At 59.3% G+C, this 14,315-nt stretch carries 12 protein-coding genes, 4 tRNA genes and 1 pseudogene; 8 read left to right on the plus strand and 9 right to left on the minus strand.

All coding sequences use genetic code 11. The features are described from left to right. Positions 1 to 52: 52 nt before the first annotated feature. The 4 genes from F7R06_RS21155 to F7R06_RS21170 are packed head-to-tail and all read left to right on the plus strand — an operon-like array spanning position 53 to position 2,790. Positions 53 to 679 (plus strand): DUF1780 domain-containing protein, encoded by a 627-nt coding sequence (locus F7R06_RS21155; RefSeq protein ID WP_090325235.1) that lies wholly within the window; start codon positions 53 to 55, stop codon positions 677 to 679. After that, positions 676 to 1,203 (plus strand): MOSC domain-containing protein, encoded by a 528-nt coding sequence (locus tag F7R06_RS21160; protein ID WP_090325237.1) that lies wholly within the window; start codon positions 676 to 678, stop codon positions 1,201 to 1,203. The genes F7R06_RS21155 and F7R06_RS21160 overlap by 4 nt, the downstream gene beginning before the upstream one ends. 54 nt (positions 1,204 to 1,257) lie before the next feature. Next, on the plus strand, positions 1,258 to 1,431 hold the full coding sequence (locus F7R06_RS21165) for a DUF3094 family protein (RefSeq protein WP_047533382.1): 174 nt from the start codon (positions 1,258 to 1,260) through the stop codon (positions 1,429 to 1,431). Positions 1,432 to 1,491: 60 nt separating this feature from the next. After that, positions 1,492 to 2,790 (plus strand): NAD(P)/FAD-dependent oxidoreductase, encoded by a 1,299-nt coding sequence (locus tag F7R06_RS21170; RefSeq protein WP_090325240.1) that lies wholly within the window; start codon positions 1,492 to 1,494, stop codon positions 2,788 to 2,790. Positions 2,791 to 2,847: 57 nt separating this feature from the next. Here the strand turns inward: F7R06_RS21170 and F7R06_RS31555 are convergent, their stop codons facing one another. The 9 genes and pseudogenes from F7R06_RS31555 to rluD all read right to left on the minus strand — a co-directional run bounded on the left by F7R06_RS31555 (position 2,848) and on the right by rluD (position 9,856). Next, positions 2,848 to 3,711: a methyl-accepting chemotaxis protein gene (locus F7R06_RS31555; RefSeq protein ID WP_425415233.1), complete on the minus strand. Its 864-nt coding sequence runs from the start codon at positions 3,709 to 3,711 to the stop codon at positions 2,848 to 2,850. Next, positions 3,703 to 4,473, minus strand: a pseudogene (locus F7R06_RS31560) (MCP four helix bundle domain-containing protein); the annotation flags it as partial. The pseudogene F7R06_RS31560 and the gene F7R06_RS31555, both read right to left, overlap by 9 nt. 144 nt (positions 4,474 to 4,617) lie before the next feature. Continuing rightward, positions 4,618 to 4,694, minus strand: a tRNA-Pro gene (locus tag F7R06_RS21180). Between the two features lie 95 nt (positions 4,695 to 4,789). After that, positions 4,790 to 4,865, minus strand: a tRNA-Lys gene (locus tag F7R06_RS21185). A gap of 5 nt (positions 4,866 to 4,870) precedes the next feature. Beyond that, a tRNA-Pro gene (locus F7R06_RS21190) sits at positions 4,871 to 4,947 on the minus strand. A 9-nt stretch (positions 4,948 to 4,956) separates the two neighbouring features. Then, positions 4,957 to 5,032 (minus strand) — tRNA-Asn (locus F7R06_RS21195). A gap of 401 nt (positions 5,033 to 5,433) precedes the next feature. Then, positions 5,434 to 7,998, minus strand: a complete 2,565-nt coding sequence (gene clpB / locus F7R06_RS21200) for an ATP-dependent chaperone ClpB (RefSeq protein ID WP_090325246.1) — start codon at positions 7,996 to 7,998, stop codon at positions 5,434 to 5,436. Between the two features lie 179 nt (positions 7,999 to 8,177). Continuing rightward, a complete protein-coding gene (gene pgeF, locus F7R06_RS21205; RefSeq protein WP_090325248.1) occupies positions 8,178 to 8,897 on the minus strand; it encodes a peptidoglycan editing factor PgeF in 720 nt (239 codons plus the stop codon). Then, entirely contained in the window at positions 8,894 to 9,856 is a 963-nt protein-coding gene (rluD, locus tag F7R06_RS21210; protein WP_090325250.1) for a 23S rRNA pseudouridine(1911/1915/1917) synthase RluD, read from the minus strand. Before rluD ends, pgeF begins: the two co-directional genes overlap by 4 nt. Before the next feature lie 151 nt (positions 9,857 to 10,007). Between rluD and F7R06_RS21215 the strand changes: the two genes are divergently transcribed. From F7R06_RS21215 to F7R06_RS21230, 4 genes are all read left to right on the plus strand, one after another. Continuing rightward, complete coding sequence (locus F7R06_RS21215; RefSeq protein WP_090325252.1) at positions 10,008 to 11,030, plus strand: outer membrane protein assembly factor BamD; 1,023 nt, start codon at positions 10,008 to 10,010, stop codon at positions 11,028 to 11,030. Positions 11,031 to 11,165: 135 nt separating this feature from the next. Continuing rightward, positions 11,166 to 11,399 carry a PP0621 family protein gene (locus F7R06_RS21220; RefSeq protein WP_090325254.1) on the plus strand — a complete coding sequence of 78 codons (234 nt, stop codon included), beginning with the start codon at positions 11,166 to 11,168 and terminating at the stop codon, positions 11,397 to 11,399. Further along, a complete protein-coding gene (locus F7R06_RS21225) occupies positions 11,389 to 12,978 on the plus strand; it encodes an ATP-binding protein (RefSeq protein WP_090325255.1) in 1,590 nt (529 codons plus the stop codon). The genes F7R06_RS21220 and F7R06_RS21225 overlap by 11 nt, the downstream gene beginning before the upstream one ends. Further along, a complete protein-coding gene (locus tag F7R06_RS21230; protein WP_090325257.1) occupies positions 12,975 to 14,312 on the plus strand; it encodes a sigma-54-dependent transcriptional regulator in 1,338 nt (445 codons plus the stop codon). Before F7R06_RS21225 ends, F7R06_RS21230 begins: the two co-directional genes overlap by 4 nt. Positions 14,313 to 14,315 lie beyond the last annotated feature (3 nt).

A 14,315-nucleotide genomic window follows, 5' to 3' on the forward strand; every position in this document is an offset into this window, starting at 1 on the left:
TTTACCGCTTAACGCTTTCTGCTTGTCGCAATTGAACGCTAAGCTTGGGCCTATGGATGACTCAGATTACCTACGCCTGCTGACCATCGCGGCCGAGCAAGCCAACGCGTTCCTGTCCAATGCCCGCAAATGGGAGCGGGAGCGTTGGGTCTGCCAGCGCCTGCTGCAAGGCTTGAACATTTCTTATCGTGCCGACGAATTCGCCCCGGCCGGCGAGCCGCCGGACGTGTTGTTTCGCGATGCCAGTTTCGAGGTGTTCTTCGTTCTCGACGAAGGCCGGCGTCTCAACGACGAATGGCGCGATGAGCTGCAACGTCGACGCAGCGCGTTCTCCCTGAGCCAGCTGGTACGGCGCGAGGCCAAGCCGCGGCGCATCCCGGCCAACGAATTCTTGCTGCGACTGGCGCCGACCTTGCGCAAAAAAGCGCACAACTACAAAGAACGCGGCATGGATCTGGGCGAACTGGACATCATCGCCTTTGCCAGCCTCAAGCGCGAAGTGCTGGACCTCAACAGCCATTTCCCGCCGCCCACCGAATACTTGCGCCAAGGCTGGCGCTCACTGTCACTGGTGGGGCCGACCTTCGCCCGGGTACTGTTTGCGCATCCCGATGCTCCGGATTTCCTGCGCAGCAACCTGGGGCGCAGCATTGTTTTCGACGTCGGGATCAGTCTGTGAGCCCATTGCAGGAACTGATCGCCGAAGTCCCGCAAATCGGTCGCGTACGCTGGATTGGCGTGCGCCCGCAACCTCACATACCGATGATCGAACTGGAGGCCGTTGAAGCGCGACTGGAGGCTGGCTTGACCGGTGACAGAGCCCGGCCAGGCGTACGCAACGCGCGGCAGGTGACGTTGATCCAATGGGAGCATCTGGCAGTGATCAGCTCGCTGATGGGCCGTCTGCCTGACAAACCGGTGCTGCCTGATGAGTTACGGCGCAATCTGGTTATCAGCGGTATCAACTTGTTCAGCCTCAAGGGGCGCCGCTTCAAAATCGGCCAGGCGATTTTCGAAACCACTGGCTGGTGCCAGCCTTGCGCACGCCTGCAAAACAGCCTCGGCCCCGGGACCTTTCAGGCCGTTCGAGGACATGGCGGAATCACTGCCCGAGTGTTACAAAGTGGAATCATTCGCCTGGACGATACGGTGAGCGTCGAGCCCATTCCGGACAGCGGCTATGCTCCGTTCAACGTTCGTTAAATCAATCTGTAACCTCTACACATTCAGCAACGTCTACCCCTGACGAGGCCCGATATGACCAGCCGCCTGAACCCCGACGACCAGAAGCATGTCGAAGAGTACCTGCATCTGTCCCAGCACCGAGTCGAGCGCCGGCCCTTCCGGCCGTGGATGCTCCTTGTGCTGGTGTTGGCCGTGACCATTGGTCTGGGCCTGTTGAGCCGACTTATCAGTTACCTGACGCTATGAGCCGCTTCGCGCTCGCTCGGTTGACTGCACCGATTTCTTTTAGCCTTGCGAGATATCCCCATGACTCATCGTATTGTCATCGTTGGCGGCGGCGCCGGCGGTCTGGAGTTGGCTACCCGTCTGGGTAAGACTCTGAGTAAACGCGGCATCGCCAGTGTAATGCTGGTCGACGCGAACCTGACCCACATCTGGAAACCGCTGTTGCACGAAGTGGCGGCTGGTTCCCTGAACTCTTCCGAAGACGAACTCAATTATGTTGCCCAGGCAAAATGGAACCATTTCGAGTTCCAGTTGGGGCGCATGAGCGGGCTCGATCGCACGCAGAAGAAAATTCAGCTGGCCGCCACTTATGACGAAGCCGGCCTCGAGCTGGTTCCGGCGCGGGAAGTGGCTTACGACTCGCTGGTGATTTCCGTCGGCAGCACGACCAACGATTTCGGCACCCAGGGCGCGGCCCAACATTGCCTGTTCCTCGACACCCGCAAACAGGCCGAGCGCTTCCATCAGCAGCTGCTCAACCACTACCTGCGCGCGCATGCCGGGCAGACCGACAAGGTCGAACAGATCAGCGTTGCCATCGTCGGCGCCGGTGCCACCGGGGTCGAACTGGCCGCCGAACTGCACAATGCCGCCCACGAACTGGCGGCTTATGGCCTGGACCGGATCAAGCCGGAAAACATGCACATCACCCTGATCGAAGCCGGGCCACGGGTTCTGCCTGCGCTGCCGGAGCGAATTGGCGGGCCTGTGCATAAAACCCTCGAAAAGCTCGGGGTCAACGTCATGACCAATGCGGCGGTTAGCGAAGTGACGGCGGACAGCCTGATCACCGTCGATGGCAAAGTCATCAACGCCAGCCTGAAAGTCTGGGCCGCCGGCATTCGTGCACCGGGCTTCCTCAAGGACATCGACGGCCTGGAAACCAACCGCATCAATCAACTGCAAGTGTTGCCGACCCTGCAAACCACCCGTGACGAGAATATCTTCGCCTTCGGTGACTGCGCGGCCTGCCCGCAACCGGGCACCGACCGCAACGTGCCGCCGCGCGCGCAAGCTGCGCATCAACAGGCGTCGCTGCTGGCCAAGTCGCTGAAACTGCGGATTGAAGGCAAGGTATTGCCTGAGTACAAGTACACCGATTACGGCTCGCTGATCTCGCTGTCGCGGTTTTCTGCCGTGGGTAACTTGATGGGTAATCTCACCGGCAGCGTGATGCTTGAAGGATGGCTGGCGCGGATGTTTTACGTGTCGCTGTACCGCATGCACCAGATGGCGCTGTACGGGCCGTTCCGCACAGCAATGCTGATGCTGGGCAGCAAGATCGGACGCGGCACCGAGCCACGGCTCAAGTTGCACTGATACCGCACAACCACTGTGGGAGTGAGCCTGCTCGCTCCCACATTTTTTCCGAGAACATTACACCCGGAAGCGCCGCACCATCCCCTGCAGGGCATTCGCCAACTGCGACAGTTCATGGCTCGATGCGCTGGTCTGATCGGCCCCGGCGGCTGAACGCACAGACAGGTCGCGGATATTCACCAGATTGCGATCGACCTCACGCGCCACTTGGGCCTGCTCCTCGGCCGCACTGGCGATCACCAGGTTTCGCTCGTGAATCTGATGCACCGACGCCGTGATGGTTTGCAGCGCCTCACCTGCCCTCTCGGCCAGCACCAGCGTGCTGGCGGCACGGGAGGCGCTGGCATTCATAGCCTCCAGGGCCAGGCTCGAACCATTGCGCATGCCCTGCACCATCTGTTCGATTTCCTGGGTCGATTGCTGCGTGCGATAGGCCAACGCGCGAACTTCATCGGCCACCACCGCAAACCCGCGACCACTCTCGCCCGCGCGTGCGGCTTCAATGGCCGCGTTGAGCGCCAGCAAGTTGGTTTGTTCGGCAATGGCGCGAATCACATCCAGCACCTTGCCGATATCCTGGGATTGATTGGCCAGCGATTGCACCAAATCACCGGTACTCTGCACGTCGTCGGCCAGCGCACTGATCGCACTGGCGGTTTCGCTGACTCTCTCCTGCCCTTGATGCGCGGACTCACTGGACTGGCGGGTGGCATCGGACGTGGAGACCGCGTTGCGCGCAACCTCTTCAACAGCAATGGTCATTTCATTGACCGCCGTAGCCGCTTGCTCAATCTCGTTGTTCTGCTGTTGCAGGCCCTGGGTGCTATCGAGGGTCACGGCACTCAACTCATCGGCCGCCGTGGCCAATTGCGTGGCTGATCCACTGATACCCTGCAGGGTGTCCCGCAGGGTTTGCTGCATGGTCGCCAACGCTTTGAGCAAACGACTGACTTCGTCATTGCCATGGGTTTCGATCGGGCGGGTCAGATCGCCCTGCGCCACGTGCTCTGCAGCGCTCACAGCGTCACTCAGGGGGCGCACGATGCTACGGGTCAGCAACATGGCCAGGCCAACCGTGGCCAATGCCGCCAGGGCGATGAACACACTCACGATGGTGCGTGAGGTTTCGTAGTGGTCTTTGGACTTGTCGCTTTCCGCCGCGACTTGTCTGGTAAACAGTTCAGCCAGATCACTGAGTTGCTTGCCGGAACCGTCGACCACAGTCTTCATGTCCACCAGCAACAGTTTGGTCAATTCGTCACGACGCCCCTGTTCGGCCAGGGTGAACGACTGGGCAATGCCAGCGCGATAGGCCGCAAAGGTATTTTTGAACTGCTCGTACAGCGCCTTGCCTTCAGCCGTGGTGACCAGCTTGTCATAGGCGGCAATCTTTTCGCTCAGTTCCTTGTCGCGGGTATCCATTTGGCTGCGGTATTGGGCGATGTTCTTCGGGTCCTGATCCAGGGCCATGCGCAGGGATATCGTGCGGATGCGCAGCATGATCTCGCGGATCTCGTCGCCACCACGAATACTCGGCAGCCACTGTTTCTCCACCGCCACCTCACTCTCGCGGATGCTCGACATTTGCCCCAGTGCAAATATTCCGAGCAGCGCCACCAGCACCGCAATCAAGGCGAAACCCAACGCAGCACGTGGGGCAATATTCAACTGTCGAAGAAACATAGCGGGCGCCTTTCTTGTTGTTGGCTTGAGCGGGGGCTGTGCCCCGACAGCTCGTTATCGGCAAGTTGTACGATGACTTGAAACGAAATGCTTTTTCGCAGGCAAAAAAAATCCCCGTATCTTTCGATACGAGGATTTTTAGTATGGTCGGGGTAAGGGGATTCGAACTCCTGACATCCTGCTCCCAAAGCAGGCGCGCTACCGGACTGCGCTATACCCCGGTAAAAAAAAGGCACCTTTGAAAGGCGCCTTCTGCGAACAGAGCTTTTGGCGTCTGATCTTAAGATTTGATCCCAGACTTAACTGGTTTCAAAAATGGTGGGTCGTGTGGGATTCGAACCTACGACCAATTGGTTAAAAGCCAACTGCTCTACCAACTGAGCTAACGACCCAAAAATGGTCGGGGTAAGGGGATTCGAACTCCTGACATCCTGCTCCCAAAGCAGGCGCGCTACCGGACTGCGCTATACCCCGGTTTGAAATTGGCTCCGTGACCAGGACTCGAACCTGGGACCCAATGATTAACAGTCATTTGCTCTACCGACTGAGCTATCACGGAACTACATATTTCAATTTACAACGGTGAAGCTTTACTGCGTTCTCTTCGACTCGTTCGCATCGCTGCGTTCGTGTGTCTGAGGCGCGCTATTCTACAATCTTCAGCACCTCTGTCAACCCCCTAAATTGCTTTCAAGTTAATGATTTGCAACTTATTTTGGATTCCTGCTTGGGGAGCGGAAACCCTGGCGGGTGACTGACTGCGGGGCGCACTTTACAAGCCTTTTCCTTTAAGTTCAACAGCCTAACGAAAAAAAGGCCTCGCAATGCGAGGCCTCCTGTTCAGTTACGCGTTTTTGTAGAAGCCAGCTTGCTCGCGAAGAACTCTTGAGCGCCGCGTTTAGCCTGATAACACGCGTTATCGTTAATGACCATCGCGAGCTGGCTCGCTCCTGCAGTGGATCAAACGAAGACGATTTCGTCGTTCTCCACAACGCCCTTGGCAGTATCGCCGGGCATGAAACGACCCGACAGAATCAACTGAGCCAGCGGGTTTTCGATCCAGCGCTGGATCGCTCGTTTCAGCGGGCGAGCGCCATAAACCGGGTCGTAGCCTACCGCGATCAGCTTATCCATGGCCTCAGGGCTGAGTTCCAGCTTCAGTTCCCGCTCAGTCAGGCGACTGCGCAGACGCCCCAACTGGATCTCGGTAATGCCGGCAATCTGATCCCGCGCCAAAGGCTCGAAGATCACCACTTCGTCGACCCGGTTGATGAACTCCGGCCGGAAGTGCGAGGAAATCGCGTCCATTACCGCTGCACGCTGGGCCTCGCGATCACCGACCAATTCCTGGATCTGCACCGAGCCCAGGTTGGACGTCATGACAATCACGGTATTTTTGAAATCCACCGTGCGGCCATGGCTGTCAGTCAGCCGCCCATCCTCGAGCACTTGCAGCAAGATGTTGAACACATCCGGATGCGCCTTCTCGACCTCGTCCAGCAGGATCACCGAGTAAGGCTTGCGACGCACCGCCTCGGTCAGGTAACCGCCCTCCTCATAGCCTACGTAGCCCGGTGGAGCGCCGATCAGGCGAGCCACGGAATGCTTCTCCATGAACTCGGACATATCAATGCGCACCATCGCCTCTTCAGTATCAAAGAGGAACTCCGCCAGTGCCTTGCACAGCTCGGTTTTACCGACACCGGTCGGGCCGAGGAACATGAACGAACCACTCGGGCGATTCGGGTCGGCCAAACCGGCACGGGAACGTCGCACCGCGTTGGAAACCGCGACCACCGCTTCGTCCTGGCCGATCACGCGTTGGTGCAACAGGCTTTCCATCTTCATCAGCTTGTCGCGCTCGCCTTCGAGCATTTTCGACACAGGAATCCCGGTCCATTTCGACACGACTTCCGCGATCTCTTCTTCAGTCACCTTGCTGCGCAGCAACTGGTTTTCGCTTTTGCCATGCTGGTCGACCATCTGCAGGCTGCGCTCCAGGTCCGGGATCACCCCGTACTGCAACTCGGCCATGCGGTTCAGGTCGCCTTTTCGGCGCGCGGTTTCCAGTTCCTGACGGGACTGTTCGATCTTCTGCTGAATCTGCGCAGAGCCCTGAACCTCGGCCTTTTCCGAGTTCCAGATTTCTTCGAGATCCGAGTACTCACGCTCAAGGCGAACGATTTCTTCCTGGAGTTTTTCCAGACGTTTTTTCGCCGCGTCATCGCTTTCTTTCTTCAGCGCCTGGGATTCCACCTTCAACTGAATCAAGCGACGTTCCAGGCGGTCCAGCACTTCCGGCTTGGAGTCGATCTCCATGCGGATGCGGCTGGCGGCTTCATCGATCAGGTCGATGGCCTTGTCCGGCAACTGGCGGTCAGTGATATAGCGGTGGCTGAGCTTGGCCGCCGCGATAATCGCACCGTCGGTGATCGCCACCTTGTGGTGAACCTCGTAACGCTCTTTCAGGCCCCGCAGGATCGCGATGGTGTCTTCTTCACTCGGCTCGTCCACCAACACTTTCTGGAAGCGTCGCTCGAGGGCGGCGTCCTTCTCTATATATTGGCGGTACTCATTGAGTGTGGTTGCGCCGACGCAATGCAGTTCACCACGAGCCAATGCCGGTTTGAGCATGTTGCCCGCATCCATCGAACCTTCGCCCTTGCCGGCGCCGACCATGGTATGCAATTCGTCGATGAACAGAATGATCTGACCTTCCTGCTTCGACAGTTCATTGAGCAGGGACTTCAGGCGTTCTTCGAACTCGCCGCGATACTTGGCGCCGGCAATCAACGCCCCCATGTCCAGGGACAACAGGCGCTTGCCCTTGAGGCCGTCCGGCACTTCGCCGTTGATGATGCGCTGGGCCAGACCTTCAGCGATGGCGGTCTTGCCGACCCCGGGCTCACCGATCAACACCGGATTGTTCTTGGTGCGGCGTTGCAGCACCTGAATGGTCCGGCGAATTTCGTCGTCACGGCCAATCACCGGATCCAGCTTGCCCTCTTCGGCGCGCTTGGTCAGGTCGACCGTGTACTTATCCAGCGCCTGACGCGACTCTTCGTGGTTAGGATCATTGACCGCCTCGCCACCGCGCAGGTTGTTGATCGCATTTTCCAGGGCCTTCTTGCTCACGCCCTGGCCAAGCAACAATTTGCCGAGCTTGCTGTTCTCGTCCATGGCGGCAAGCAGCACCAGCTCGCTGGAGATGAACTGGTCGCCCTTCTGCTGGGCCAGCCGATCGGCCTGATTGAGCAGGCGCGCCAGATCCTGCGACATGTTGACGTCGCCAGTCGGGTTCTGGATTTTCGGCAGCTGGTCGAGCTCTTTGGTCAGCTCTTTACGCAGGCTGTTGATGTCGAAGCCTGTTTGCATCAACAGAGGTTTGATTGAACCACCCTGCTGCTCAAGCAGGGCCTGCATCAAGTGCGCCGGTTCAATGGCCGGATGGTCGAGACCGACGGCCAGGGATTGGGCGTCGGACAAAGCTAACTGCAATTTGCTGGTTAAACGGTCTATACGCATGGGTCACCTTCCTTTTGAGCAGGCCGGACCTATAAAACATCCTGAATGAAGAAACCTGCCAGATAGCACAATAGATGCGGTCGATTCTGGGAGATTCAAGCGTCGTGATGTTGATGCAGATCAGACAAGTCTAGCGTGGTGCCCTGCCTTACGAGTAACAGCACTCTTTATTCAGGGCACTACAGCCAGATAAGGGAGGCAAACCGGCCGGTGCGGGACGCACGGCGATAAGAAAAGAAGCGTTGATCGGTCACGGTGCAAAAACCGCCACCATAAACGGCGGTGACACCGCGGGCTGCCAAACGCAAACGCGCCAACCTATAGATGTCAGCCATGAATTTGCCGGCGTTTACGCTTGGCACGAAAGCATCCGCTGCTTGCGGCAATTGCTGAACGAAGGTTTCGCGCACTTCCGGGCCGACTTCAAAGGCTTGCGGGCCGATGGCCGGGCCGAGCCATACCAATACGTCGGCGGGTGGTACGTCCAGGCTGTCGAGAGTGGCTTCCAGCACGCCAGCCGCCAACCCGCGCCAACCGGCATGGGCCGCCGCGACGCGAGTGCCGGCGCGGTCGCAAAACAACGCTGGCAGGCAGTCGGCAGTCATGGCCGCGCAAGCGATGCCGGGCGTCGCCGTCCAGCTGGCGTCGGCAGTGACCACCTGGCTCGGGTCGGCATGGGCCACGACAATGCCGTGGACCTGTTGCAGCCAGGCCGGTTGAATGGAGAAATGATCGGTGAGGCGACGGCGATTTTCGGCGACAGCTTCAGGACTGTCGTCGACGTGATCGCCAAGGTTGAGGCTGTCGAACGGCGCCTGACTGACGCCGCCCGCACGGGTGGTCACACAGGCCTTGACCCCGGCCGGCGCGGGCCAGTCAGGAATCAGCCAGTCACTCATCCGATGAACGCCTCACGGTCTTGCTTGAGCAGGGTCAGCAACCAGACGAAATCTTCCGGCAATGGCGATTCCCAGCTCATGCGTTGACCGGTGGTCGGATGATCCAGTTCCAGGAAGCGCGCATGCAGCGCCTGACGCGGGAAGTTTTTCAAGGATTCGACCATGGTCGGGTTGGCTGCCGGCGGAATACGGAAACGACCGCCGTAGGCAGGATCTCCGACCAACGGGAAGTTGATGTGCGCCATATGCACGCGAATCTGGTGCGTACGACCGGTTTCCAGCTTCACCCGCACGTGAGTGTGGGAGCGGAAACGCTCGAGCACACGGTAATGGCTGACGGCTTGCTTGCCCCCTTCCATCACCGCCATGCGCTGGCGCTGCTGACCATGACGACCGATCGGCGCATTGATCTTGCCGCCAGCCGTCACCACGCCAATCACGATGCACTCGTAGATCCGGCTGACACTGCGACTCTGCAACTGAGTCACCAGTTGCGTTTGCGCCTGAATGGTCTTGGCCACCACCATCAGACCGGTGGTGTCCTTGTCCAGACGGTGCACGATACCGGCGCGCGGCACGTTGATAATGTCCGGCACATGGTGCAGCAAGGCGTTGAGCAAAGTGCCATCAGCGTGACCGGCTGCCGGGTGCACCACCAGGCCCGCAGGCTTGTTGATCACCAGGATGTCGTCGTCTTCATAGACGATGTCCAGGGCAATGTCTTGAGCGACCCATTCGCCCTGAGCTTCCTGCTCGGCAGTGAGTTCAAGAATGGCGCCGCCGTGAACGATGTCTCGCGGGCGGATAACCGCCCCATCCACAGTCAGGCGGCCGTCTTTGATCCAGGCGGAAAGGCGCGAGCGCGAGTGCTCAGCGAATAATTGTGCGGCGACTTGATCGAGGCGTTGGCCGCCCAATTCGGACGGCACCTCTGCGCGAAGTTCAATTTTATCGGACATGCTCAGACTAGGCGTCGGCACAGCCTTTGGTTTCGGCTGCGCGCTTGTGGTTAAATACGGCGTCTTTTGCCCCGAGGCTATTCAACGGGGCGCTCATCATAACAGGACGGCCACGCCCAAGACAGCGGCCGTCATAGGGACGCAAGCCGCCATGCAAGTGAAACACCTGCTGCTGATCGCCATCCTCGCATTGACCGCTGCTTGCTCATCGAAGGAAGTCGTAGACGAAAACCTGAGTGAAGTCGAGTTGTACCAACAGGCCCAGGCCGATCTGGACAACAATAGCTACACCAGCGCCACTGCCAAGCTGAAGGCTCTGGAATCGCGTTATCCGTTCGGTCGTTATGCCGATCAGGCTCAACTCGAGCTCATCTACGCCAACTACAAGAACAGCGAGCCAGAGGCTGCCAAAGCCGCCGCCGAGCGTTTCATTCGCCTGCACCCACAACATCCGAACGTCGATTACGCCTACTACCTCAAGGGCCTGACTTCTTTCGACCAGGACGTCGGCCTGCTGGCACGCTTCCTGCCCCTGGACATGACCAAGCGTGACCCGGGCGCCGCCCGCGACTCCTACAACGAGTTCGCCCAGCTGACCAGCCGCTTCCCGAACAGCCGTTACGCACCGGATGCCAAGCAGCGCATGATCTACCTGCGCAACCTGCTGGCGGCCTATGAAATTCACGTGGCCAACTACTACCTGACCCGTCAGGCCTATGTGGCCGCCGCGAACCGTGGCCGTTACGTGGTGGAAAACTTCCAGGAAACGCCTTCGGTCGGCGACGGCCTGGCAGTGATGACCGAAGCCTACCAGCGCCTGCACCTGGATGAGCTGGCCGCCACCAGTCTCGAAACCTTGAAGCTCAACTACCCGAACCATCCTAGCCTGGTCGACGGCCAGTTCGTGCCGTCGGTAGCCGAAGCTGACAACCGTTCGTGGTTGAGCAAGGCGACCTTGGGCCTGATCGAGTCCCGCCCTCCGCTGCCACCGGGAGAAACCCGCGCCAACCAGGACGTGCAGAAGCAGTTCCAGGACGCCAAGGATGCGATTCCGAGCGAACTCAAGCCCAAAGATTCCAGTGGCGATGTGATCAAAGAACAGAATCACGAAGCCGAAGGCAACAACAGCGACCGTTCGTGGTTCAGCTACATGACCTTCGGCGTGTTCGACTGACACCCCGCCAGGGCCAAAAGGGAGACTCTCGAGTCTCCCTTTTTTATTACGCCGTTTTTTGTGCAGAGCATTACGCTGTGCGCCCGTGATGTACCGGGCTAAACTGCCGGCTCATCAACAAAAAAGCAGCTCACCATGCTTGGTAAATTATTCTGGATCGCCCTGATAGTTGCGGCGATATGGTTCTGGCGCAAGAACAAGCGCCAGGCGTCCTCTCCCAAGTCCCCTGCCGAGCTGGAAGCGGCTCCCATGGTCCGCTGCGCCCATTGCGGCGTGCACCTGCCCCGCGACCGGGCGCTAAGCCTTCAACAAAAGTGGTACTGCAGCCAGGCTCACCTGGAGCAAGGCCCCGGTTCCAGTGACCGCTGAGGCACCCCATACCGGCAGCAACCAGGCCCAGCGACTCCTGCGCCTGTATCACCTCTACCGTTTGAGCGTCGGCATCATCCTGGTGCTGTTGATTTCCAGCGACATGGACAATCAGTTGCTGACGTCCAGCCACGACGCGTTGCTGCGCGGCGGCAGCTGGCTGTACCTGATACTGAACATTCTGCTGGTGGTGTTCTTCGAGAACACCCGTCGTCCGGCGCAATTGTTCAGCCTGGCGTTGGTTGACGTCCTGCTGCTGTGCGCTCTGTTCTATGCTGCGGGCGGTGTGGCCAGTGCCATTGGCAACCTGTTGATCGTGTCCGTGGCCATCAGCAACACCCTGTTGCGAGAGCGAATCGGCTTGCTGATCGCTGCGGTCGGTGCGCTCGGCATCGTCGGCTTGAGTATCCTGCTGAGCTTCAGCCATCCCGCCAGTCCCAGCGATTACGCGCAGGTCGGCACCCTCGGCGCCCTGTGCTTTGCCGCGGCCTTGTTGGTGCAAGGACTCACCCGACGCCTGGAATTCAGCGAAAACCTCGCCGAACAAAGAGCCAGTGAAGTCATCGGCCTGGAAACCCTCAATGCACTGATCCTGCAACGCATGCGCACCGGCATTCTGGTGCTCGATGAGCACAGACGGGTACAGCTTGCCAACCACAGCGCCTTGGCACTGTTCGGTTGCGAGGGTCTGGAGGGCCATCTGATTGACGAGCACTGCCCTTCCCTGGTCGAGCGCTTGGACATTTGGCGCAACAATCCGACACTGCGCCCCCACAGCGTGAAGATCACCAATAGCGGTCTGGAGCTGCGCCCAAGCTTCATCGCCCTGGACACCAGCCCGAACCGCCGGACCCTGGTCTTTCTCGAAGATCTCGCCCAGATCACGCAGCAGGCACAACAATTGAAGCTGGTCGCCCTTGGTCGCCTGACCGCCGGCATCGCCCATGAAATCCGCAACCCGCTGGGCGCCATCAGTCATGCTGCGCAGCTATTGCAAGAATCGGAGGAACTGAACAGCGGGGATCGGCGTCTGACGCAGATTATTCAAGACCACTCTGAGCGAATGAATCGGGTAATCGAAAACGTCCTGCAACTGTCCCGCCGCCAGCAATCCTTACCGCAACGACTCGACTTGATGCCATGGCTGGAACAGTTCGTAAGCGAAACCCGCGCGGTGGCAACCGGGCGCCAGCAGATTCATCTGCACTGCACTGACGCGGACTTCACGACGCTGATGGATTCCGACCAATTGCGGCAGGTTCTCGACAACCTGGTGGGCAACGCCTGGCGCCACAGTGGCTTGCACCGCGAGCAGGCGCAGGTCTGGCTTGAATTGTTCATCGATCCAAATAGCCAGTTGCCGATCCTGGAAATTGTAGATGACGGTCCAGGCGTGCCCTCGGATCATCAAGCACACCTGTTCGAACCCTTCTTCACCACCCATCAGAATGGCACTGGCCTGGGTCTCTACCTGTCCCGTGAGCTGTGCGAAAGCAATCAGGCCCGCCTGGACTTCAAGCCACGCCAGGAGGGCGGCTGCTTTCGCATTACCTTTGCTCACGGACGGAAACAAGGTTGAACAAGAGACCACGGCAAAAAGTCCTGATCGTCGACGACGAACCGGACATCCGCGAACTCCTTGAAATTACCCTGGGACGGATGAAACTCCACACCTGCGGCGCCCGCAATGTTGGCGAGGCCCTGGGTCTGCTCAAGCGCGAAACGTTCGACCTGTGCCTGACCGACATGCGTTTGCCGGACGGCACCGGTCTTGAGCTGGTGCAGCACATCCAGCAACGTTACCCGCAAGTTCCGGTGGCCATGATCACCGCCTTCGGCAATGTCGAAACGGCGATCAATGCACTGAAGGCCGGCGCCTTCGACTTCCTGAGCAAACCGGTGGACCTTGGCCGCCTGCGGGAACTGGTCACCAGCGCCTTGCTGCTTGCTGTTCCAGGCAATGCCATCGATCGTCGCTTGCTGGGCGATTCGTTGCCCATGCGCGACATGCGCAAGCAGATCGACAAACTGGCGCGCAGCCAGGCGCCGGTGTACATCAGCGGCGAGTCCGGCAGCGGCAAGGAATTGGTCGCGCGCCTGATCCATGAGCGAGGACCGCGGGGCCACCGCCCCTTTGTGCCAGTCAACTGTGGGGCGATTCCATCGGAACTGATGGAGAGCGAGTTTTTCGGCCATCGCAAAGGCAGCTTCAGCGGTGCCATTGAAGACAAACCCGGACTGTTCCAGGCGGCCCACGGCGGCACCCTGTTCCTCGACGAAGTGGCTGATCTGCCGTTGCCGATGCAGGTCAAACTGCTACGCGCGATTCAGGAGAAAGCCGTGCGCAGCGTCGGCGGGCAACAGGAAGAGATGGTCGATGTGCGCATCCTCTGCGCCACCCACAAGGATCTCTCTGCCGAAGTCGCTGCCGAACGCTTTCGGCAGGATTTGTACTATCGCTTGAATGTCATTGAACTGCGGGTTCCGCCCCTGCGCGAGCGCCGCGACGACATAGAACCACTTGCCGGCCATGTGCTCATGCGCCTGGCCGCCGACACCGGGCAACCGGCGGCAAAACTCCACCCGCAAGCCCTCGACGCGCTGAAAAGCTACCGCTTTCCAGGCAATGTGCGCGAACTTGAAAACATGCTCGAACGAGCCCACACCCTGTGCGAAAACAAACAGATCGAGGCCAGCGACCTGCGCCTGGCCGAGGGCAACTGCGCCGCTGAAGCGGGCTTGCGCGACCTGACACAGATCGACAACCTGGAAGCGTACCTGGATAACGTCGAGCGCCAGCTCATTCTCCAGGCCCTGGAAGAAACCCGCTGGAACCGCACGGCAGCAGCTCAGCGGTTGAGTTTATCGTTTCGGTCGATGCGCTACCGATTGAAGAAATTCGGCCTGGATTGAGCG

The sequence above is a fragment of the Pseudomonas moorei genome (genome assembly GCF_008801475.1).
GTDB lineage: Bacteria > Pseudomonadota > Gammaproteobacteria > Pseudomonadales > Pseudomonadaceae > Aquipseudomonas > Aquipseudomonas moorei.